The 21703-nt window shown below is 64.5% G+C and carries 20 protein-coding genes and 1 tRNA gene; 6 read left to right on the top strand and 15 right to left on the bottom strand.

Going from position 1 to position 21703, the window contains the following annotated elements; translation table 11 throughout:
• Positions 1–28: 28 nt before the first annotated feature.
• Positions 29–1402 carry a sigma-54 dependent transcriptional regulator gene (locus tag D5301_RS10745; protein ID WP_110713353.1) on the top strand — a complete coding sequence of 458 codons (1374 nt, stop codon included), beginning with the start codon at positions 29–31 and terminating at the stop codon, positions 1400–1402.
• Between the two features lie 151 nt (positions 1403–1553).
• Here the strand turns inward: D5301_RS10745 and pilB are convergent, their stop codons facing one another.
• The 3 genes from pilB to D5301_RS10730 all read right to left on the bottom strand — a co-directional run bounded on the left by pilB (position 1554) and on the right by D5301_RS10730 (position 4482).
• Positions 1554–3284, bottom strand: coding sequence for a type IV-A pilus assembly ATPase PilB (pilB, locus tag D5301_RS10740; protein WP_153855680.1), 1731 nt, complete (start codon positions 3282–3284; stop codon positions 1554–1556).
• A 215-nt stretch (positions 3285–3499) separates the two neighbouring features.
• Positions 3500–3907, bottom strand: coding sequence for a pilin (locus D5301_RS10735; RefSeq protein WP_153855679.1), 408 nt, complete (start codon positions 3905–3907; stop codon positions 3500–3502).
• Positions 3908–4032: 125 nt separating this feature from the next.
• Positions 4033–4482 carry a pilin gene (locus tag D5301_RS10730; protein ID WP_153855678.1) on the bottom strand — a complete coding sequence of 150 codons (450 nt, stop codon included), beginning with the start codon at positions 4480–4482 and terminating at the stop codon, positions 4033–4035.
• Between the two features lie 354 nt (positions 4483–4836).
• Here D5301_RS10730 and D5301_RS10725 point away from each other — a divergent pair, with 354 nt between their 5' ends.
• The 3 genes from D5301_RS10725 to coaE are packed head-to-tail and all read left to right on the top strand — an operon-like array spanning position 4837 to position 7591.
• Complete coding sequence (locus D5301_RS10725; protein WP_153855677.1) at positions 4837–6096, top strand: type II secretion system F family protein; 1260 nt, start codon at positions 4837–4839, stop codon at positions 6094–6096.
• Between the two features lie 8 nt (positions 6097–6104).
• Positions 6105–6968 carry an A24 family peptidase gene (locus D5301_RS10720; RefSeq protein ID WP_010481503.1) on the top strand — a complete coding sequence of 288 codons (864 nt, stop codon included), beginning with the start codon at positions 6105–6107 and terminating at the stop codon, positions 6966–6968.
• An 11-nt stretch (positions 6969–6979) separates the two neighbouring features.
• Positions 6980–7591 (top strand): dephospho-CoA kinase, encoded by a 612-nt coding sequence (coaE, locus tag D5301_RS10715; protein ID WP_153855676.1) that lies wholly within the window; start codon positions 6980–6982, stop codon positions 7589–7591.
• 129 nt (positions 7592–7720) lie between these two features.
• Here coaE and D5301_RS10710 read toward each other — a convergent pair whose 3' ends face one another.
• From D5301_RS10710 to rimK, 10 genes are all read right to left on the bottom strand, one after another.
• Positions 7721–8107, bottom strand: coding sequence for a hypothetical protein (locus D5301_RS10710; protein ID WP_153855675.1), 387 nt, complete (start codon positions 8105–8107; stop codon positions 7721–7723).
• 2699 nt (positions 8108–10806) lie between these two features.
• A complete protein-coding gene (locus D5301_RS10695) occupies positions 10807–11433 on the bottom strand; it encodes a DUF3304 domain-containing protein (RefSeq protein ID WP_153855672.1) in 627 nt (208 codons plus the stop codon).
• Positions 11434–11595, bottom strand: a complete 162-nt coding sequence (locus tag D5301_RS10690) for a hypothetical protein (RefSeq protein WP_153855671.1) — start codon at positions 11593–11595, stop codon at positions 11434–11436.
• Positions 11596–11605: 10 nt separating this feature from the next.
• Positions 11606–12421 carry a DUF4123 domain-containing protein gene (locus D5301_RS10685; protein WP_153855670.1) on the bottom strand — a complete coding sequence of 272 codons (816 nt, stop codon included), beginning with the start codon at positions 12419–12421 and terminating at the stop codon, positions 11606–11608.
• Positions 12414–15023, bottom strand: coding sequence for a type VI secretion system tip protein TssI/VgrG (gene tssI, locus D5301_RS10680; RefSeq protein WP_153855669.1), 2610 nt, complete (start codon positions 15021–15023; stop codon positions 12414–12416). The genes D5301_RS10685 and tssI overlap by 8 nt, the downstream gene beginning before the upstream one ends.
• 222 nt (positions 15024–15245) lie before the next feature.
• On the bottom strand, positions 15246–15662 hold the full coding sequence (locus tag D5301_RS10675; protein ID WP_153855668.1) for a hypothetical protein: 417 nt from the start codon (positions 15660–15662) through the stop codon (positions 15246–15248).
• A 270-nt stretch (positions 15663–15932) separates the two neighbouring features.
• Positions 15933–17303: a HAMP domain-containing sensor histidine kinase gene (locus D5301_RS10670; protein WP_110713374.1), complete on the bottom strand. Its 1371-nt coding sequence runs from the start codon at positions 17301–17303 to the stop codon at positions 15933–15935.
• Positions 17266–17943: a response regulator transcription factor gene (locus tag D5301_RS10665; RefSeq protein ID WP_005410804.1), complete on the bottom strand. Its 678-nt coding sequence runs from the start codon at positions 17941–17943 to the stop codon at positions 17266–17268. The genes D5301_RS10670 and D5301_RS10665 overlap by 38 nt, the downstream gene beginning before the upstream one ends.
• Positions 17944–17955: 12 nt before the next feature.
• Positions 17956–18441, bottom strand: a complete 486-nt coding sequence (locus tag D5301_RS10660; RefSeq protein WP_110713376.1) for a hypothetical protein — start codon at positions 18439–18441, stop codon at positions 17956–17958.
• A 285-nt stretch (positions 18442–18726) separates the two neighbouring features.
• Entirely contained in the window at positions 18727–19605 is an 879-nt protein-coding gene (gene rimK, locus D5301_RS10655) for a 30S ribosomal protein S6--L-glutamate ligase (protein ID WP_153855667.1), read from the bottom strand.
• A gap of 129 nt (positions 19606–19734) precedes the next feature.
• On the opposite strand from rimK, the gene D5301_RS10650 reads away from it, so the two are divergent.
• Positions 19735–20172, top strand: coding sequence for a thioesterase family protein (locus D5301_RS10650; protein ID WP_153855666.1), 438 nt, complete (start codon positions 19735–19737; stop codon positions 20170–20172).
• Here D5301_RS10650 and D5301_RS10645 read toward each other — a convergent pair whose 3' ends face one another.
• Positions 20173–21192 carry a hypothetical protein gene (locus tag D5301_RS10645; RefSeq protein WP_324187306.1) on the bottom strand — a complete coding sequence of 340 codons (1020 nt, stop codon included), beginning with the start codon at positions 21190–21192 and terminating at the stop codon, positions 20173–20175.
• Positions 21193–21341: 149 nt separating this feature from the next.
• Here D5301_RS10645 and D5301_RS10640 point away from each other — a divergent pair, with 149 nt between their 5' ends.
• Complete coding sequence (locus D5301_RS10640) at positions 21342–21599, top strand: hypothetical protein (protein WP_194936638.1); 258 nt, start codon at positions 21342–21344, stop codon at positions 21597–21599.
• Between the two features lie 13 nt (positions 21600–21612).
• Here the strand turns inward: D5301_RS10640 and D5301_RS10635 are convergent.
• Positions 21613–21686 (bottom strand) — tRNA-Gly (locus D5301_RS10635).
• Positions 21687–21703: the final 17 nt, after the last annotated feature.

The raw sequence follows: 21703 nt of genomic DNA, 5'->3' as shown, positions 1-21703 counted from the left end.
CCAGCCCCCTCGTTTATCTTTCACGCCCATGAACGAAACCCGCAGCGCCCTCGTCGTCGACGATGAACGCGACATCCGCGAACTGCTGGTACTGACCCTCGGCCGCATGGGGCTGCGCATCAGTACCGCCGCCAACCTGGCCGAAGCGCGCGAGCTGCTGGCCAGCAATCCGTACGACCTGTGCATCACCGACATGCGGCTGCCGGATGGCAACGGTATCGAGCTGGTCAGCGAGATCGCCCAGCACTACCCGCGCACGCCGGTGGCGATGATCACCGCGTTCGGCAGCATGGACCTGGCGGTGGAGGCGCTGAAAGCCGGCGCCTTCGACTTCGTCAGCAAGCCGGTGGACATCTCGGTGCTGCGCGGCCTGGTCAAGCACGCACTGGAACTCAACAACGCCGAACGCCCCGCGCCCGGCCCTGCTGCCGAACAAGGCGCACGCCTGCTGGGTGCTTCGCCGGCCATGGACGTGCTGCGCACCACCATCGGCAAGGTCGCGCGCAGCCAGGCACCGGTCTACATCCTCGGCGAATCGGGCGTGGGCAAGGAACTGGTGGCACGCACCATCCACGCCCAGGGCGCACGTGCGGCCGGCCCGTTCGTGCCGGTCAACTGCGGTGCCATTCCCGGCGAGCTGATGGAGAGCGAATTCTTCGGCCACCGCAAGGGCAGCTTCAGCGGTGCGCATGCCGACAAGCCCGGCCTGTTCCAGGCTGCGCACGGCGGCACCCTGTTCCTGGATGAAGTGGCCGAGCTGCCGCTGCAGATGCAGGTGAAGCTGCTGCGCGCGATCCAGGAGAAGTCGGTGCGTGCGGTCGGTGCGGCGAATGAGGAGCCGGTGGACGTGCGCATCCTCTCGGCCACCCACAAGGATCTGGCCGAGCTGGTCGAGGACGGGCGCTTCCGCCACGACCTGTACTACCGCATCAACGTGATTGAACTGAAGGTGCCACCGCTGCGCGAGCGCCGCCAGGACCTGCCGGAACTGGCCGCCGCGGTACTGGCACGCCTGGCCCGCAGCCACGGCCGCGCCACCCCGCTGCTGGCACCCTCGGCACTGGAGGCGCTGGCGCAGTACGCCTTCCCCGGCAACGTGCGCGAACTGGAGAACATCCTGGAGCGTGCGCTGGCCCTGGCCGAGGAAGACTGCATCGGCGCCGACGACCTGCGCCTGCCGCAGCACGCCCCGCGCGCGCCCGGCAGCGCAGCGCACGCCGAAGCGGTGGTGGACCTGCAGCCTGGCAGCGCCGCCCTGCCCTCGTACATCGAGCAGCTGGAACGCAGCGCCATCCAGCGCGCGCTGGAAGAGAACCGCTGGAACAAGACCCGCACCGCCGCGCAGCTGGGAATTACCTTCCGTGCGCTGCGCTACAAGCTGAAGAAGCTGGGGATGGAGTAAGGGCCGAACGGCCCTGGTAGGCGCCAACCTTGGTTGGCGTTGCGCCGCCGCGCCATTCACGCATGGCGTGGATCCACCCACCAACGTGGTAGTGCCGGCCGCTGGCCGGCAACCCCATGCATCGCGCATCCACGCATGGCGTGGATCTACCTCAATCCTTGGTAACGCGATTGATCTCGGCCAGGCTGGTGATACCCGCCGCCGCCTTCTTCAGCGCGGATTGGCGCAGATCATTCACCCCGATCTGCTGCGCTGCCTCGGCAATCTGCAGCGCATTACCGCCAGCCAGCACGATGGTGGCGATCTCATCGGTCATCGGCATCACCTGGTAAAGGCCGGTACGGCCCTTGTAGCCTTCGGTGCACTCGTCGCAGCCCACCGCCTCGTACAACTGCACGCCTGCATCCAACTGCGCCTGGGTGAAGCCCTCGGCCAGCAACGCGTGCGCGGGAAGATCGGAAGGCTTCTTGCAGTTGCCGCACAGCCGGCGCGCCAGGCGCTGGGCGATCACCAGCGTCACCGAGCTGGTGATGTTGTAGGGCGCAATACCCATGTTCATCAGTCGCGCGATGGTCTGCGGCGCATCGTTGGTATGCAGGGTGGACAGCACCATGTGGCCGGTCTGCGCCGCCTTGATCGCAATCTCGGCCGTCTCCAGGTCGCGGATTTCGCCGACCATGATGATGTCCGGATCCTGTCGCAGGAACGAGCGCAGCGCCGCCGCGAAGGTCATGCCACGCTTGTTGTTCTGCTGCACCTGGTTGACGCCGGGCAGGCGGATTTCCACCGGGTCTTCGGCGGTGGAGATGTTGCGCGTCTCATCGTTGAGGATGCCCAGCGCGGTATACAGCGACACCGTCTTGCCCGAACCGGTCGGGCCAGTCACCAGCACCATGCCGTAGGGCTTGTGGATGGCTTCCAGGAACAGCTTCTGCTGGTCCGGCTCGTAGCCCAGCTTGTCGATGCCCAGCTTGGCCGCGCTGCCATCGAGGATACGCAGCACCACCTTCTCGCCGAACAGGGTCGGCAGCGTGCTGACGCGGAAGTCGATCTGCTTGGACTTGGACAGGTTCAGCTTGATGCGACCGTCCTGCGGCACGCGCTTCTCGGCGATATCCAGCTGCGCCATCACCTTCAGGCGCGCGGCAATGCGCTGGTTCAATTTCACCGGCGCGCGCGCCACCATCTTCAGCAGGCCGTCGATGCGCAGGCGCACCCGGTAATCGTCTTCGTAGGGTTCGAAGTGAATGTCCGAAGCGCCCTTGCGGATCGCATCCACCAGCACCTTGTTGACGAACTTCACCACCGGGGTGTCGTCACCCTTGGCGTCGATGCCGGAGTCGCCACCGGCCCCCAGGTCCTCGTCGCCAGCCGCGACTTCCAGGTTTCCCATGCCCTCGTCGTCGCCGCCCAGGGCGTCGCCGAGGGTGTCATGGCTGGCGTGCCACTGCTCCAGCGTCCGGCGGATCTGGTCCTCATCGACGATGATCGGCTCCACCACCAGGTTGGTGTGGAACTTGATCTCATCCAGCGAGTGGGTCGGGTTGCTGGTGCCGACGAACAGCTTGCCGCCGCGCTTGAACAGCGGCAGCACATTGTGTTTCCGCAGCAGCTCCTCGCTGACCAGGCTCATGGCGTTCTGGCTGGCGTCGAACGTGGACACGTCGAACAGCGGCATGCCGAACTCGACCGCGTTGGCGGCTGCCAGCTGGGCTGCCCCAACCACCTTGTTCTGCGCGAACCAGGTCGGCAGCGGCTGCCGGGCGGCGGCAGCCTTGGCCATGGCATCGCGGGCGGAAGCCTCGTCCAGCGCACCATCCTGGACCAGGCGACGGGCCAGGCCGGTGATGCCGACGAGATTGGCGGTGGTTACGGCGTTCATAGGGATCCTTGCTCGTGGTCTGACAGTGCTACGCACCTTCCAAGGGCGCAGCACAGGGCAGCAGAGCCCGTCGATGCCTGATGATCGACGACGATGCCAGTCCTTCAGCAATGCGGCCTATCGAAGATCATCTTCTCCAACAGGCACGGCCCCTACTCCCGCGAACATGATAGCGCTGCCAGATCAGTGGGAGTGTGACTGAGCCAACAACTGACTCAGCCTCGGCATTCGGCAGGAACACGCTGTTGCTCACCGGCCCTGATCGAGCAACTCCAACTGATTGCGGAATCGCTTCCCAACGTTGGAGTCAACAGTAGCTCGATCGCACCCGCCCGTTCGGTCGTGGTGACCTTGAGCACTCCATTTCCCTCGCACTCAATCGCCTCGACATTGGTCGTCTTTCCACCGATACCCGCCATGTTGTCACAGGCCGAAGAAGTCAGCTTGGCTTGCGCCGCAACGTTCTCGGCAACCAGCGACTTGTATGACCCGACCCCGACCAAGGCCTCGGCGACACGGGCACGGATGGTGTAGTCCTGATACGCAGGAATCGCCAATGCAGTCAGAATCGAGATGATGGCAACCACCACCATCAGCTCAATCAATGTAAACCCCTTGTTCATTCCTCTCCCCCTTGAGGATGCCCGCTTGCTTTCCCCATGCAAGCAGAAAAAAAAAGGGCCCCTCACCAGCGGCAAAGGACCCTCTTCCACTGTGCGAGCAATTCAGCTCACACAGTAGTCATTCGTCACGAACCCTTACGGCATTCCGACGGAACGTACTTGTTGTTGGCAGCGTTGGCGACTTCGCACTTCCAGGTGATCACGTCACCCGGAACACTGCCCGCAGCGAGGGCAGCACCACCGCTCATCGGGGTCAGGGTGAAGCTCACAGCCTTGGCGTTGTCCTGCATGCCAACAGTGATGACGCCGGTTTCCTTGGTGACCGCGATCGTCTTCACATTCTTGGTGTCAGCCTTCGTGACGTCGAATGCATAGCCCTGGCCCAGGTCGGCAGCGCCGTTGCTGGCATTTTCGGCGACGATGGTCTTGGCGGCCGAAGCGAGGGTCAGGCCTTCCGAGACGCGGGCGCGCACGGTGTAGTCCTGGTAAGCCGGCAGCGCAATGGCGGCCAGGATGGCGATGATCGCGACAACGATCATCAGTTCGATAAGGGTGAAGCCCTTCTGGTTCTTCATTTGGTACATCCCCAAGATAAGTGGTGGTTGATGTCAGCGGACAGGATCGGTCCGACCATTGGCCGGTTGAGCGGGACCTGCCCCTGCGGGTGGATCAACGCAGGTTGCGTGCCAACCCCGGCACGCCTCCCCCTGGATTTCCCCGCGCCCATGATGGCAGCAATTTCGCGGATGGGAACCCCCCGCATGCGAATCTGCGATGGACGCGGCAATGTGACGCAGTACGTCACCTTTGGTCGCCCCCTGCCACGAATTCGCACACTGAGCCGCCCGCCAACTGCCCAGATGGCCCTGAACCCGCTACCATCAACAGCTAGTTGCCCGCCTGGGGATGGCGGGCCTTGGGGAGCCAACATGTCTGTCAGTCGCAGTGCGATCAAGAAAGAGCCGGTGGCGCGCGCCACCATGGACTTGCAGCCGTTTGTCTGGGAGGGGACCGACAAGCGGGGCGTGAAGATGAAGGGCGAGCAGCTGGCAAAGAACGCCAACCTGCTGCGCGCCGAGCTGCGCCGTCAGGGGATCAATCCCGGCCAGGTCAAGACCAAGCCCAAGCCGCTGTTCGGTGCGGCGGGGAAGCCGATCAAGCCCAAGGACATTGCCTTCTTCAGCCGCCAGATGGCGACCATGATGAAGTCAGGCGTGCCGATTGTTTCAGCACTGGAGATCATCGGCAGCGGGCACAAGAACCCCCGCATGAAGAAGATGGTTGAGAGCGTCCGCGCGGATATCGAGGGAGGCTCTTCGCTGCATGAGGCCATCAGCAAGCATCCTGTGCAGTTCGACGAGCTCTACCGGAATCTGGTGCGTGCCGGCGAGGGCGCCGGTGTACTGGAAACCGTACTGGACACGGTCGCTACCTACAAAGAGAACATGGAAGCCCTCAAGGGCAAGATCAAAAAAGCCCTGTTCTATCCGGCGATGGTCGTCGTGGTGGCCTTTGTCGTATCTGCAATCCTGCTGATGTTCGTCGTCCCGCAGTTCGAGGAGGTCTTCCAGAGCTTCGGCGCGGAACTCCCCGCGTTCACTCAGATGATCGTGGCAGCATCCCGCCTCATGCTGTCCTGGTGGTGGCTGCTTCTGATCATCCTTGTAGGTGGCAGCGTCGGACTCCTGATGGCTTATAAGCGCTCACCCTCGATGCAGCACTCGTTTGATCGCCTGATCCTGAAGGTCCCGGTGATCGGCCAGCTGATGCACAACAGTTCGATCGCCCGTTTCGCCCGTACCACCGCCGTGACCTTCAAGGCCGGCGTACCGCTGGTGGAGGCGCTGGGCATCGTGGCCGGCGCCACTGGCAACAAGGTCTATGAGGAATCCGTGCTGCGCATGCGCGACGATGTCTCGGTCGGCTATCCAGTCAACATGGCCATGAAGCAGACCAACCTGTTCCCGCACATGGTCATCCAGATGACCGGCATCGGCGAGGAGGCCGGCGCCCTGGATGCCATGCTGTTCAAGGTAGCCGAGTATTATGAGCAGGAAGTCAACAATACTGTGGATGCTCTGAGCAGCCTGCTGGAACCGATGATCATGGTATTCATTGGCACCATCGTAGGCGGCATTGTCATCGGCATGTACCTGCCCATCTTCAAACTCGGCGCCGTCGTCGGCTAAAGGTATCAATGGCATTTCTCGACCAGCACCCCGGCCTCGGCTACCCCGCCGCGGCCGCCCTGGGACTGCTGCTGGGCAGTTTCCTGAACGTCGTCATCCTGCGCCTGCCCAAGCGGCTGGAGTGGCAGTGGAAGCGCGATGCGCGCGAAGTCCTGGAGGAACCGGACTTCTATGAACCACCCCCACCGGGGATCGTGGTCGAGCCGTCGCACTGCCCGCACTGCAAGCACAAGCTGAGCTGGTACGAGAACATCCCGCTGTTCAGTTGGATCATCCAGGGCGGCAAGTGCCGCCACTGCAAGGCGCCGATCTCGCTGCAGTACCCGCTGGTGGAGGCCCTGACCTCGGTGCTGGTGCTGGCCTGCGTCTGGCAGTTCGGCTTCGGCTGGCAGGGCTTCGGCGCCATCGTGCTGACCTGCTTCCTGATCGCCCTGTCCGGCATCGACCTGCGCACCCAGCTGCTGCCCGACCAGTTGACCCTGCCGCTGATGTGGCTGGGGCTGATAGGCAGCATCGACAACCTGTACATGCCGGCCAAGCCCGCCCTGGTGGGCGCGGCGGTGGGTTACCTGTCGCTGTGGACGGTCTGGTGGCTGTTCAAGCAGCTGACCGGCAAGGAAGGCATGGGCCACGGCGACTTCAAGCTGCTGGCGGCACTCGGCGCCTGGTGTGGCCTGAAGGGCATCCTGCCGATCATCCTGCTGTCCTCGGTGCTGGGCGCCATCATCGGCTCGATCTGGCTGTACAGCCGGGGCCGTGACCGCGCCACGCCCATCCCGTTTGGGCCGTACCTGGCCGTTGCCGGCTGGCTGTACTTCATGTGGGGTGCGCCACTGGTGGAGCAGTATCTGGTGATGAGCGGGCTGCGCTGAGGGGAGTCCCCATGAGCCGCTATGTGGTTGGCCTGACCGGTGGCATCGCCTCGGGCAAGAGTGAGGTGACGCGGCGCTTCGAGGCGCTGGGCATCGTGGTGGCCGATGCCGACCTGGCTGCCCGCGCCGTGGTGGCCGCCGGCAGCCCGGCGCTGGCCCGCATTGCCGAACGCTTCGGCGCCGACATGCTGCTGGCTGATGGCAGTCTGGACCGGGCCCGCCTGCGCGCCCACGTGTTCGCCGACCCGGCGGAGCGGACAGCATTGGAAGCCATCACCCACCCGGCCATCCGCCAGCTGATGCAACAGCAGTGTGAGCAGGCCACCAGCGCCTATGCGATTGCCGCCATTCCGCTGCTGACCGAGGTCGGTGGGCGAAAGGCCTACCCTTGGCTGGACCGGGTGCTGCTGGTGGATGCGCCCGAGGCCGTGCGGCATGCACGGCTGATGCAACGCGACGGCATCGACGCCGCGCTGGCCGACCGGATGATTGCTGCGCAGGCCAGCCGGGCGCAGCGGCTGGCACTGGCGGATGACGTGGTGGTCAATGATGGGCAGCCGGAAGACCTGCAGGCGCAGGTGGAACAGCTGCATGCGCGGTATCTGGGGTTGGCTGCGGGCTGAGGCCGGGTTGCCGGCCAGCGGCCGGCACTACCAAAGCGTATCCACGCGCGGCCGGGATCTGGAGATCTGCTGTAGAGCCGAGCCCATGCTCGGCTGCGATCACAGATGGCATTCCGCATATGTACGGACCTACCCCACCTGTTGACGCGCGTGGCGGACCAGCTCGCGGGCGCCCAGCAGCAGGCCATCGACCACATCCGGGCTGAGCTGCTGGTGGGCGCCGCCCTGTTCACGCGCGGCGGCGGCAGCGTGCAGTACCTGGACCAGCACATCCAGACCCGCCAACGTACGACCGAGACCAGCCCGGGTTGCGGCCTGCGCCGGACTGAGACCTTCTGCCTCCAGCCGCTGGCCATCGGCACCGTCGCGGCCATCCATGCGGGCCAGCAGGGTGGGCAGCAGATCTTCGGGGTCATCGAGCAGGGTTTCGAGCCGCTCGGCCGCTTCGGCGGGCAGCCGGTTAACGGCGTCGCCGATGAGAGCGGAAAGATGGGGAAACACGGGGCGTGCGGACATGAGGTTCCTCGCAGACGGCGAGCCACCCGCAAAGGCGAGGTGGCGGACGGTGCGGGTTGGCGTACCGGACAACTCCCGACAGGTGGAAACTCCGGCGGATTCCCAGGAATCCCCACGCACCGTCCGCCGCAGGCGAGCCACGGTGCATTGTCCTCGATGCGCAACACAACATCGGAGACTTCCTGTCGAAGAGTTGATTTCAGGACGCCAATCCCGGCCAGGGCACCCGCCCCGGCTCAGCCATCAGGCCACCCGAAGAAAGTCAGTTCTGTAGGGGAAATCCCAAGCGGCGCGCGGGCGTGCCAATTCGTGCGGCACAGCACGCCCATGCCGCGGCACGCGTCACGCAGGTGTCGCTATGGGCCGCGATGCTGGGCCGTCACGGCGGTCAACTACGTGCCGGTTACGACAATCCGCGCGATGGCTATGCGGCAGCATCCTCTACACCCTGCCCTCTACGCGCCGACGCCTCCGCAATCGCCACACCGGGTGGATTGAGATAACAGGTGCGCCAGCGCAGATAGCCCCACTGCCAGTGGTACTCGCGGCCAGTCAGCTGCAATACTTCCTCATAGTTCTCCGGATGCTCGCGCCACGCTGTCAGCTCCTCCAGTTCCTGCACCGACATCGCCAGCGGCACCCGTGGCTGGAACAGCTGCCCGGCTCGTTGCATGCGCTCCCGCTCCTGCCGGTGGGCCAGCTCGATCGCATCCAACTCCTGCATCCGCTGCCGGTAGGAATCGCGTTCCCGCTGCTGCACATGCAGCCACTCGTCATCGTCCAACCCGAACGGCTTGAACCAAGCCCGCGAGTCGTGCACATAGCCATCCAGAAACGTTGCCACAGCCTGCGGTGGTGCCTGCTGCGATTCCCATATCTGCTCGATATGCCCATCCAGCCACTGCTGTTCCTTCTGGCCACGCAGCTTTGCCTGCACGAAATCAAACGCCGGAATGCTGTTGTACGGGGGCGGCGTAGCCATGCCGTGGTGCGAGGTGACAACGGTGCTGCGCACCCGCCGCGTAGCGTTGTTGTAGCGCATGCCCCATACCTCCTGGGCCAGCTCGGTGTTGCCACCACGCAGGTCCGCGCGGTCCTGCGCCGACGCACCCTGGAAACCCGGCAGCGCGGCGAAGTCGTCCAGATGCTGGCGCCGCCACAACAGATACTGGCGGTAGTGCGCATACATCAGCGCCGCCGTGCGATTGGCTCTGGATGCGGGATTCACAGCCGGCAGGAACGGCGCCATCGCCTGCAGATAGGCGTTGTAGTGCTGGCGCAGTTTCGGGGAAATCTCGAACTGGCTCTGCAACTCCACTCGTGCCTTCTCGATGGGCAACAGCGGCACGCCTGCCGCCAGCGCATGCCGATACATGTCGCACAGCGGAATCTGTGAAAGCTTGTCGGCGTCCTTCGGCGAACGCCCCTGCTCACCGGGCGTGTAGCCGCCGCCCACATCCGAATGCACCCCGGGGTAGATGATCTGCTCGCAGTTCGCGCCANAGTTGCAGAATACGCGCGCCTCGGTAGCGCCGCGCGAGAAACCGAACACCGATATACGGATGCGGTCTACCCAGGGATTCTGCTTCTGGAACGGCGCCAACTTCTTTTCCAGAAAGGCGCGCCGTTCCTGCAAGACCGCCCGGCGCGCCACGTGATCGGCGCGCGCCAGATGGGTTCCGCGCACCCGCTGCAACGCGCCGACCATGTTCCAGAAGCCGCCGCTGAGTNNNAACACCGATATACGGATGCGGTCTACCCAGGGATTCTGCTTCTGGAACGGCGCCAACTTCTTTTCCAGAAAGGCGCGCCGTTCCTGCAAGACCGCCCGGCGCGCCACGTGATCGGCGCGCGCCAGATGGGTTCCGCGCACCCGCTGCAACGCGCCGACCATGTTCCAGAAGCCGCCGCTGAGTGAGTTGCGAAGATCGATTTCCTCCTGCCCTTGGTTGACCGCCAAGTAGTTGGACAGCGACATCCGCGCCGCCTGCGCCAGGCGCTCTACGTCCTGCAGGTGCAAGCGGANTCGGCGCGCGCCAGATGGGTTCCGCGCACCCGCTGCAACGCGCCGACCATGTTCCAGAAGCCGCCGCTGAGTGAGTTGCGAAGATCGATTTCCTCCTGCCCTTGGTTGACCGCCAGGTAGTTGGACAGCGACATCCGCGCCGCCTGCGCCAGGCGCTCTACGTCCTGCAGATGCAGGCGGAGATCGGCACTCATCTTGCGCGCGACGGGGACAGTGGAATCGAAGCCCATCGCTTTGGTGACGGTAGTACCTGCGAAGTGATCGAGGAAATGATCCTGAACCTGCATCAGCATCCAGTTCACTCGCCCCTCGCCGCCCCAGCCGGCTGCCGCGCCGGCCCGTGCATGCCAACCGGTGCCGGTATCGCCAATTTCTTTAAGCGCCTCGGTGCCTACACCTTGGATATAGCTGGCAAACCGAACGGCACGCCGGCCTGGTCCACCACTTTGATCGCGATCAAAAACTTCAAAAAGGCGCGAGATGTTTGATTCTGCTTTATTACCTAGGCGATGAGAATTCAGCCTGTGATTTCGCGTTCCATCGAAAAAGCAACCAATGAAGAGCTCCACACCACAATCGGAAGATGATTCAACAGTCGCACTGGCATTGCGAGCCATTTCAGGATGACTCAACTTGGTCATACTGCCAAAAGCCGGAGGCGATACAGCCACTCTCATTCTATTACCTCCTCAACAGCGGTCTCCGCAAGAAATCGGGCAATCCTTTCCTCGTCACGCTCTCGCCCTGCAAACCCAATGTCATATGCGAAGCCAGGATAACCGGGCGTATAAGGTGTAGCCACCACCCGAATTTGGCCATCCGGAAAGTAGAAGAAGTAAATGAAACCATCAAGAAACGGCTTGTACGGAGCGACAAGGATGTCCCTCTCAACATAGCTCTTGGGATCCTTGATAAACATACTACTGGTGCGATAGACCACCGTAACCTTCAGCCCGGGATGCCAGAGGCGCGGCAACGTCACGCAGCAGGTGGCAGCATTTCCGCTTGCGCGAGCCCGCATAGCCCCAGCCCAAGCATCATTAATGAAAACTATCCCCAACCCCTCATCCGAGTAGTTGGCAATACCAATTTTCAGATTCATCTCCGGTGGCGCATCGGTAATATCATGACCAGTATCAGGCTCAATAATGCGTGGCTTCGGCGGAGCAGGCGGTAGCGGGCCCATCCTGAAGTCCATGAACTTGAGGACCAGGCCAGCCAAGGCAAACAGCGCCAGCCCGATCAGAACGATGCTTACGAACACTTTCTTCACCACGACCATTCGGCGGACACTATTCATTCAAACGCACCCTCGCCTGCGACGCATGTTGGGATAGATGATCTGCTCGCAGTTCGCGCCATCCACCAGGTCCACCGGGAACGAGCCGCGTACTTCATGTGCGGCCACCATGTGCACGCAGCGGCGCACATCGGCGGGAATGCGCAGGTCTTCGGCTGCCACCCGGCTCCCTTCATGGCATCTCATCATCGCCATGGCGGGCGCTCCAGCAGGCAACGGCCTTGATCGTCATCCGATGTGCCAGCGCAGGATGGTCGATGCCTCGGCGTGCCAGACGTCCCAGCACGTGTTCCGCACAGCGATGCACCTGCGAGGGCGGCATGTCCTCCGGCCGCAGCGCGGGCCGCTGCAGAATGAAGCGCGTGATGGCATCGGCCTGGCTTCCGCTCCGTAATGCGGTTTCCTGAGCCGCAGTGAACGTCAGTGGTCTTGCGTCGGCATCGAACTGCGTCCCGCCCTTGCCGGTCACGCACATCCAATCTCCGATGCGGGTAGGCAGGTGCCAGTCGTGCAGACCAGCCAGCACGCGTATCCGCTGTGCTTCGTCCAACGCATCCAGCAGGCGGGAGGCGGTGCGCCCATCGGCCCAGCGCAACAGCCACGGCTGGCCGGTGCTGGAACAGCCCTCCCAGATCCGCCGTAGATGCCCGGCCAGGGCATGCGGGTCGGCACTGGTACGCAGCACCGACAGCATTGGTGTGCCGCGGCTCAGGTCCAGCAGCGCCTGCCAGGACCGTTCGCGTGCTCCGGCTTCGTCCGGCAGGGCAACCAGGCACGGCGACAATCGGTCCAATCCATTGCCGGCATAGCGATGCGTGAACAGCGGCTCCATTTCTGCGGTCAGCGCGCGCAGCTGCGTCCAGGCGTCCGGCGCGAATGCCATGTCCAGCAGCGCACAGGCGGGCCGCGCGGCCGCGCGCAGATCGCCGGGGCTCTGCCACGGCAACCGGGAATGCCGCCACGGATCGATCCACGGGGCGTCAGCCATTCTTCGCAGACCAGGGCAGACCTGCCTGCATGGCTTTCTGCAGGCACTCCACGCAGACCGTCTGCGCGAACTGCGGCAGCGGAAACAGCTCCTGCACTGGGCCAGTGAAGTGCCGTTCGCCGGTCTTGAAGGTCAGCGTGCCCGGGCAGGTCACGTGCAGGTTGCCGTCCTTCAAGGTAATTGCCGCGCCGCCCCCCGTCGCAATGTGCAGGGTGCCTCCCGCAGCCAGCTGCACCTCCTCCTGGCGACTGGCCGCCACCAGCCCAGCGCGCGCCTGCAGGTGCACTGCGTCTGCCTGCGCCTGCATATCAAGCACCTGTTCGCCAGCCACCATACTCAACCCGGCACTATCAGGATTGCGTGTCGCACCAGCCAGCACGCCGATGGCCTGGCGGCACTGCCAACGCACGTGGCCGCCTACGATCGCGCCCGAACTGGCGCCGCTGGCCAGCAGCGTGCTGTGCCCCACCCCCAGCTGGATCGCCTGCCCGGCCACCTGGCAGATGCCTGCCGGTGCCGACAGTCCCAGCACCGCAGACCCGGTTGCGGGGATGTCTTCGTCAGTACCCTGCAGCCGCTGCGATGCCGCCACGCTGTCGGCCAGGGTCTGCAGCACGCTCGCGCCATCGCCCTCGATGGCAGGGCCACGCAGCCGCACTGTGCGCTGCTGCCGTGCAGCTTCGTCAAAGGTCTGCGCCAGCACGACGGTCTGCCGCAGCAGGGCCACCGGCGCAGCGCGCAGGCCGGCCGGGGCGGACGCTGCACGCTGCGTGCTGTCCAGCCATAGGCCTGCGGTGGCACGCACGGCTCCCCACGCGTCGGTGCGCAGTTCGAATCCACTTCCGCGCAGGCTGCCGCGGAAGTTGTGCTGCCGGTAACGCAGATGTCCCATGCTGAGTCCGCTGTGGCACTGCGTTGTGGCGAGTCGCACCTGTAGCTGGTCGTCGCTGTCATCAAACGCCAGACTGTTGCCGCCATCTCCGTCCCAACTCTGCGAGCTGATGCCCCACACGGCGCCTGCATTGCGCTGGGCCGGTTCGCCCGCGCCTACGGCATGCCAGCACGGGGCGTTGCCACCGGCAAGATTGTTCTGGGCGCTGCTGCCAGCATCGCTGGACTGCGCGAGCGCTTCAGCGCGCGCCTCGCCACGGCCGTTGTAGAGCGCGCCAATCACGATGGGGCGGCAGAGATCGCCGTTGATGAAATCCACCACCACCTCCTGGCCGACGCGGGGCAGGAACTGACTGCCCACGCCAGGGCCGGCGAAGGTCTGGGCAACCCGCAGCCAGCCGCTGTCAGCCCTGCTGTCGGTGGCAAAGCCGAACCGCACACGGATGCGCCCGGTGCTGTCCATGTACAACGGTGCACCGTCATCGCCGCCGAGCACGGTAGCCAGTTGTGGCCCGGGGGCCGTCGATCGCCCTGCCCTGCCCTCCGGCGAACGTCGCCATCGACGGTCGAACGGCATGGCCTCGAAACGGTTGGCATAGCCCAGCTTCAGCGCGCGGTCTGCGGGCACGGTATCGGGCAAAGCGTGCAGCGGCAGGTGCTGCTGCAGTTCGGCAACGGCAGGCAGTTGATTGACCGCCGCGTGTTGCACCGCCGTAAGCAGCAACGCAGGCACCGCCCGCTGCCCGGGTTCTGGCAGCACCTCGAACGCGTAGCCGGGCTGGAAGTCCGGCTCGGTCCCCTCACCGGTCCAGCGCCGCTGCTCACACAGCGCCGCTTCGGTGTCGCGCATCACCTCGGCCAAGGCGTCGTGCGAGGTCTCCCACGCCGCGTGGCGGGCCGGCGAATAGTCCTCCAAGGGGCCACGGGCCACTGTACGAACAGGCAGGCTGGCCGAAACCACCCGCAACGGATCGTCCAGGTCTGTCACGCGGGTCATGTGGGTCGGTACTACCCGCCAGGCTTCATGCAACAGTGCGATGCCCCCTCCATCCAGCACGCGCTGGCTCTGGTGAAGGCGCCGCGGTGGTGACAGCAGCGAGCATCGTGTGCTGTCGCCGAAGATCATCAGCGTGTGCCCGCCCGGTGCCTCGGGCAGCGTGCGGATGCACCAGCCCAGGCCTTCATCGGCCATCAACTGCTGCAGGAATGCCATGTCCGATTGGCGATACTGCACGCGGTAGCCCCGGCACCGACGCTCCAGCGCATGGGCACTTCCGAGGTGCCAGGACCAATGCGCCAGGGGCGCATGCACCGAGAGTACCGTGCGGATGATGCTGGCCACATCCTCATCCTGGAAGACGCGGCTGTGGCGACTGTCATGCAGCCAAGCGGTCCAGTCGGCCAGGTGAACGCGGTACCGCACCAGACGGCCTGCGTAACCCAGGCGCTCGACGCTGCGGATCAGCCCGACGCGGACAACCTCGGCGCCGTCCGGCTGGCGTGTGGTGATGCTTGCCGGTCGGGTCAGCCAGTCATCCAGGCTGTGCCCGCATGCCTCGCCCAGCAGATCAACCTGGCAGCGCAGGCCTTCGGACAACGACTCGCTGCCGTGCCAGCGCTCCACGATCAACCGCAGGGCGGTAGGACCGCAGAATCGATGGACGCGCGACGACGCCTCGTAGGCGGCAACAAACGATGATGGGTGATCCATGGCAGTTCCTCGACGAACACGGCACGCGAGGGCGCGCTTGTCTGTAGTCCAAGCCTTGGCGGATCAATGCGGGGGACGCAATCTGAAAAGTGTCTGAAAAGCGTCGAGGATCAATTTCTGCCCGGCACGACAGGCCTCACCGGCATCAACGTCAGGGCGTGCAGGCAATGCCTGGCAGCCAGGGAGGCGGAATGCGACAAAGGATGCGCCGACCCACGACGACTACTGCAGCGTTGCTCCGCCCCGGATCTTTTCAGCCCACAACTGCTGTTGCGCGTGGCAGGTCAGCTCGCGTGCAGCCAGCAGCAGGCCTTCCATCGCATCCGAAGGTACGACCTGCAACGGACCTCCGCGGGTGCGCGCGATATGCACGGCGTACATCATCCGGGTCAGGATGGTGATACCTGCGACGGTGTGCCTGATGCCGGCCAGCGTGCCGGACTCCGACGTTTTCAACCCGGCGCGTTGCGCAGCCTCTCCGGTGATGCGGTCGACGTCCATCTGGACCTTCAGGAGCGGCATCAGGCCATCGGGCCGGGACAGCGTGTCCTCGACACGCTGGGCGATATCGGCGGACAGCTGGCTGATCGATTCGCCGACCAGTTGATACAGGTTCGGGTAACGGGTGCGGTGTGACATGGCGAGCCTCCTGGCGGACGGCGGGTGATTCCGGCGCAGGCATCTGGCCATCTGCACGTCAGTCTGTCAGGAGGCAAATGCGGCAATGGCAGCGGGGATCGCCGGAACCGTGAGCCGCGACACGCCCCCACAACCGCGCGGCTCCCAGCCCGAACTGGCAGGAAGAGGCACTTCCGTGCTCCTTGCGACATTGAATTCACCCCATGCCTCGCGGATGCAGTGCCGGTCAAGGTCGGCACCTACCGAAGCGGGTGTGACGGCCGTCCGCGCTTACAACGGCTTCGGCGAGAACGTCAGGGTGGCGATCACGCCACGCTCGCCACCGGGGCGCACGCTCACCTGCCAGCCGTACAGATCGCACAGGCGGCTGACGATCGACAGGCCGATGCCACCGCCCTGCGAATGGCCGGCATGGGTGCCGCGATAACCACGCTGGAACAGCTTGGCGGCGTCTTCCTCGCTCAGGCCTGGCCCACTGTCGGTCACCGACACCGAATTGGTGCCGACGAACACGCGCACTTCGCCATCCTGCGAGTACTTCACCGCGTTGCCGATCAGGTTGCCCAGCGCCACCGACAACGCGGCTTCGGGCGCGTCGATCACCAGGTTGCGCTCGCCTTCCAGCGCCAGCTCCAGTGGCTTGCCACCCAGCTGGGCGCGATGCGCGTCCAGCAACTGTTCGGCCACGCGAGCGACGTTGCTGGTGCCCTGCCCACGCTCGTTGCGCGACAGCAGCAGCAGTGCGCCGATCAGATCGCTGCATTGCTGTTCCGCACGCTGGATACGCTGCAGACGCTGCAGCACCTTCTCATCCAGCCCGGGCCGGGTCAGCAGCAGCTCGGTGGCGCCACGAATCACCGCCAGCGGCGTGCGCAGCTCATGGCTGACGTCGGCATTGAACTCACGGTCGCGCTGCACCACTTCGGTCAGCCGCGAGGAATAGTCGTCCAGTGCCTGGGCCAGCTGCCCCACTTCGTCATCGGGGAAACGCGGTGCCAGCGGTTCGGGGTCACTGGTGCCGCCGCGGTAGGCGCGCAGCCGTGCGGCAAGATCCGACACGGGTTTCATCACCTTCGATGCCGACCACCAGCCCAGCACCAGCGACAGCAGGCTGAACACCAGTACCGACAGCACCAGCGCGCGGTTGAGCTGCTGCCCACCCCGCACGCTGTCGGTCATGTCATAGGCCAGGAACGCCCAGGCGTCGGGCGTCTTGCGCACGGCCAGCTTGTAGGCGTACGGCTGACCACGTTCGTCGGTACCGGAAATGTTGTGGTTGCCATCAGGCAACGCTGCCCAATCCGGCTCTTCCTCGCGCAATGCCTCGAACTTGTCGGGTTTGACCAGGCGCGCGCGCATCTGCTGCACGGGCAGGTCGGGGTTTCGATCCGGGCTCTCGTAGAACCGACGCACATATTCGTTGATGTTGCGGTTCATCACGTCTTCCACCAACTGGTTTTCCACGCGCATGCGGGCCCAGTTGGTGGCGAACGCGAACAGTGTTGTCAGGCAGAAGCCCAACAACACGAACGAGACGATGATGCGGCTGCGCAGGCGCCGCCGATAGGGCGTGCGCCGGCGCTCCCCCTTGGTTGCCACGGAATCAGGCTTCCGGGGTGGCGATGCGGTATCCGATGCCATGGCGGGTCTGGATCAGCGGCACTTCAAACGGCTTGTCGACCACCGCACGCAGGCCATGGATGTGCACGCGCAGCGAGTCCGAGTCGGGCAGTTCCTCACCCCACACGCGGGTTTCCAGTTCCTGGCGGGTTACCACGGCCGGCGCCGCTTCCATCAGCGCCTGCAGGATCTTCAGCGCGGTCGGGTTGAGCTGCAGCAGCTTGCCCTGGCGGCGCACTTCCAGCGTGTCCAGGTTGTATTCCAGGTCGCCGGTTTCCAGCACGCGGGTCTGCACGCCCTTGCCGCGGCGCGACAGGGCATTCAGGCGCACTTCCACCTCCTGCAGCGCGAACGGCTTGATCAGGTAGTCGTCGGCGCCGGAATCGAAACCGGCCAGCTTGTTGTCCAGCGAGTCGCGGGCGGTCAACATCAGCACCGGGGTCTGCTTGCGCGCTTCGTTGCGCAGCTTGCGGCACACTTCGATGCCATCCATGCCGGGCAGATTGAGATCCAGCACGATCGCGTCGAACTCGTGCACCACAGCCAGGTGCAGGCCGGTAACCCCATCAGCTGCGAAGTCCACGGTGTGTCCCCGGTCCTCCAGGTAGTCGCCGAGGTTGGCCGCAATGTCGCTGTTGTCTTCGATTACCAGGATTCTCACTGTCACCTCTAATTAAAAATCAGTTGTATCCATACGTGTACCGAGACGTTGGACCCGCTGCAGCTCGTTGCCGCCTTCTTCTCTCTTGCGATTCCGTTCCGCCACGGTCATGCAACTCGTCTGCTGGCGATTGGAACCCACAGTTCGTTCGCGCCTGCATATTAGACGACTATCTTCACGCGCCTGTGTCAAAACGGTGTTCACGATCTGCTGGTCATTGAACACTTGAGTTCGTGCCGATTCAGGCATGGCCGATGCGTCCGGGAAGCGTTCCGAAGCGGATCGCAGGCGGCCCAGCACCTCGCGCACGCGGCTGCGATCATCGGGTTTGAGCTCCGAATAGGTCTTGCCATCATTTAGATCGGTTTCGATCCGTTCGACTTCGGCCAGCAGGGGCTGGCCCGGTCGGATCACCTCAGTCTTGTCCTTCGCCGCCAATGCAATGGGAGGAAGAACCGCGCAGGAAAGCAGGCAAGTCATGAGCAGTGCGCGTTTCATGGCAAACGTATCCTTGTCCGAAGGTGAATGCAGACTGTATTGACGTCCCTTCACATGAGCAAGTGCCACTCGGGAGTGGTGAGCAGGAGGGGCTCCAGACACAAGCGAAGCTGGATCGCCATAAAAAAGACCCAGGCGGTGCCCCCGCCTGGGTCTGAAGTTGTATCCCGATACCGATCCTGCTGAGAGGCAGAGCTGCGGTTCGCTGAAGGCTACGCCGGGGCCGATTAAAGGCATGTTAAACCCGGCCTCATTCACTCATGAGAATTTCAAGCCACTGAATAATCAGGGCTTTTTGAGCTTTTCAACATGTTCGATGATGCGTGTGGCCACATCCACTCCGCAGGCGGCTTCGATCCCTTCCAGCCCCGGCGTGGAGTTGACCTCCAGCACCAGCGGCCCACGCGCGGAGCGGATCAGGTCCACCCCGCATACCGACAGGCCCAGCGCTTTCGCCGAGCGCACCGCTACCTGCTGCTCGGCACGGCTGGCCTTGGCTCCCACCGCAGTGCCACCGGCATGCAGATTGGAGCGGAAGTCGCCTTCCGGGGCCTGCCGTTGCATCGAGGCCACCACCTGGTCGCCAACCACGAAGCAGCGCAGGTCGGCGCCCTTGGCCTCGCCGATGAACTCCTGCATCAGGAAGTTGGCATACAGCCCACGCAGCGCCTCGACGATGCCGCGCGAGGCACTGGCCTTCTCGGTGAGGATCACGCCCCGCCCCTGGGTGCCCTCGTTGAGCTTCACCACATGCGGCGGCGGGCCGAGCATGGACAACAGATCGACAGTGTCGTCGGGGTTGTCGCCGAACACGGTGACCGGCATGTCGATGCCCTTGGCCGCCAGCAACTGGTGCGCACGCAGCTTGTCGCGCGAACGCAGGATCGCGTCGGACGGATTGGGCGTGCGCGCGCCCATCAGCTCGAACTGGCGCAGCACGGCGGTGCCATAGCGGGTGATGGAGGCACCGATGCGCGGGATGACCATGTCCACCCCGGTCATCGGCCTGCCCTTGTAATGCATCGAGAAACCATCGGCGGCGATGCGCATGTAGCAGCGCAGCGGATCGAGGATGCGCACGGTGTGGCCGCGCGCGCGGGCCGCCTCGACCAGCCGGCGGGTGGAGTACAGGGAGCTGTTGCGAGACAGGATGGCGAGCTTCATCGCGGCAGGATCGGGCGGCAGGCGCGCAGCATAGCGCGGGCGTGTGGCGGGTGGATGATGCTCTGCGGCGTGGCCTGGCCGGAAACGGACGGCACACTGCCAGAATCTGGACAGACCGGAAGGAAACCCATGTCGATCACCGTGTTCCCACGCTTTTCCGAGGTGGACGTGCTTGGCCACGTCACCAACACCGCCCTGCCCGTCTGGTTCGAGGAGGGCCGCCAGGAGATCTTCCGGTACTTCAGCCGCGAGGCCGGCATGCGCGACCTGACGCTGATCCTGCGCCGCTACGAAATCGACTTCCTGCAGCAGATCCAGCCGGGACACGACGTGCGCATCGAGACCCGCATCGAGAGCATCGGCCGCTCTTCGCTGACGATCGTGCAGCAGGCGTTCCAGTTCGAGGCCCTGGTGGCCAGCGGGCGCTGCGTGATGGTGCATTTCGACTACACGACCAACGCTTCGCGCGAGATCGATGCGGGGCAGCGCCGGGCGTTGTCGGGGCTGTTTACCGAGGAGTATGCGCAGTCGCTGCGGGAAACGCGCGAGCGCGCCACCCAGGCCTGATCAGGGAGAAGGGATGCGAAGGTTGAAGCGCCCATTGCGAGCACGCAGTGCCAACGGAGTGTCCCGCCACTCCACGGGAAGCGCCAGCGACGTGTGTACCGTCGGGCAACGCGTGATGTCATCAAACTCCCAGCGTTCCTGGTAGGCCTCGCATCGGAGCATGCCGTCATCGCCGGCCTCGATCACATCGATCCAGGCCCCACTCCGGGCCTTGCCGCTGCCGCCCATCGCACGGCGGCCAATGGCTTGCCAACGCCCCTGCCAGTGGACGAGCCACACTCCCTCGATGGGACGCAGCTCCCCATCGAGCACGCTGCCCGCCACCACCACGCATCGACCGGACGGGCTGGCAATGACCGTCTCCAGATCGCAGGCGTGACGGTCACTGGGCTCGCCATCAAGACAGAGCGCGTACGGGCAGATGCGCGCGAACAAGGTCGGATGCGCAGTCAGGCGCAGGTCGTCGGGAAGCAGCGGGATGGCCTGCAGCACCCGGGCATCAGGCAGGACATGCCGCAACGCCTTCGGCACTCCAGCGCTCAGCGCCGGGTGCGCCTGGTGCAGCCACAGACCGCGACAGGGATACAGCTGGCGCGTGCTGCTGGGCAGGCTGCGCAGCCACGACACGGCGCCAGCGTCTCCTTCGGATTGCCGCTGCGCATTCAGTTGCTGCCAGAACTGCCAGCCAGGCATCGCCAGCACATACACCACCTTGTGACGCTCGTCGTAGACGATGACGGCCTCGCACCGGTCAACATAGCAGGAGGCCCAGCGCAGTGCGCTTCCCGGAACGTCCTTCCATCCGCAACTGGCATCACGACCACCTGCAATGGCGATGTCTTCGACGATGGCACCATCACGCAGCATCTGGGTGCTGTAGACGGGCCCTCCCATGCCCAGCTCGCCCCATTCCAGCTGCACGTCGTGGGCAGGCGGCCGGTTGGCAAAGCGCCCTGGTGTTCGCGAGCGCAACCGTTCACCGCCTACTGCATCGCCGATCAGATCGAAGCGCTGCAGCACGCCCCCCAACGCAAGACACGCAGCCAAGCCGGCGATCACTCCCAGAGGTGACCACCACGCCACACCGATGACAACCCAGACCAGAATGGGCAGCCATTGGGTGTAACGGCGAAGCGTGCTTGGATTCAAAGCCATGCAGATCAGGCAGAGTGTTCGTTGTGATCCATCACGTCGACCTCCAGAATGTGCGCTCACAGGCTAAGAGAAGCCAAGCGCGATATCCAGCGGTGCTGCCCGCAGCAACGGAGGAGAACACGTTCTCCTCGCAGGTGCTCAGTGACGTTGAAAATCTGACGAAAATGCCGGCGGGCAGTTCCCGGCAGGAGCGCCTCAAGGAACATCTTTCCGTGATCAAAGCGCTTTCAGCCGAAGCGGATCGGCTGGGTGGCCTGCTCGATCAGGAGTGATCGAGAGGCGGGATGGAGCGGGCGATGGGAATCGAACCCACGTCAGTAGCTTGGGAAGCTACAGCTCTACCATTGAGCTACGCCCGCAGCGCGGATGAAAGTCT

Origin of the sequence: Stenotrophomonas sp. MH181796 (assembly GCF_009659995.1) — a bacterium.
Classification (GTDB): domain Bacteria; phylum Pseudomonadota; class Gammaproteobacteria; order Xanthomonadales; family Xanthomonadaceae; genus Stenotrophomonas; species Stenotrophomonas riyadhensis.
The sequence above is the reverse complement of the archived record's forward strand: the minus strand, read 5'-3'. Positions and strand labels throughout refer to the sequence as shown.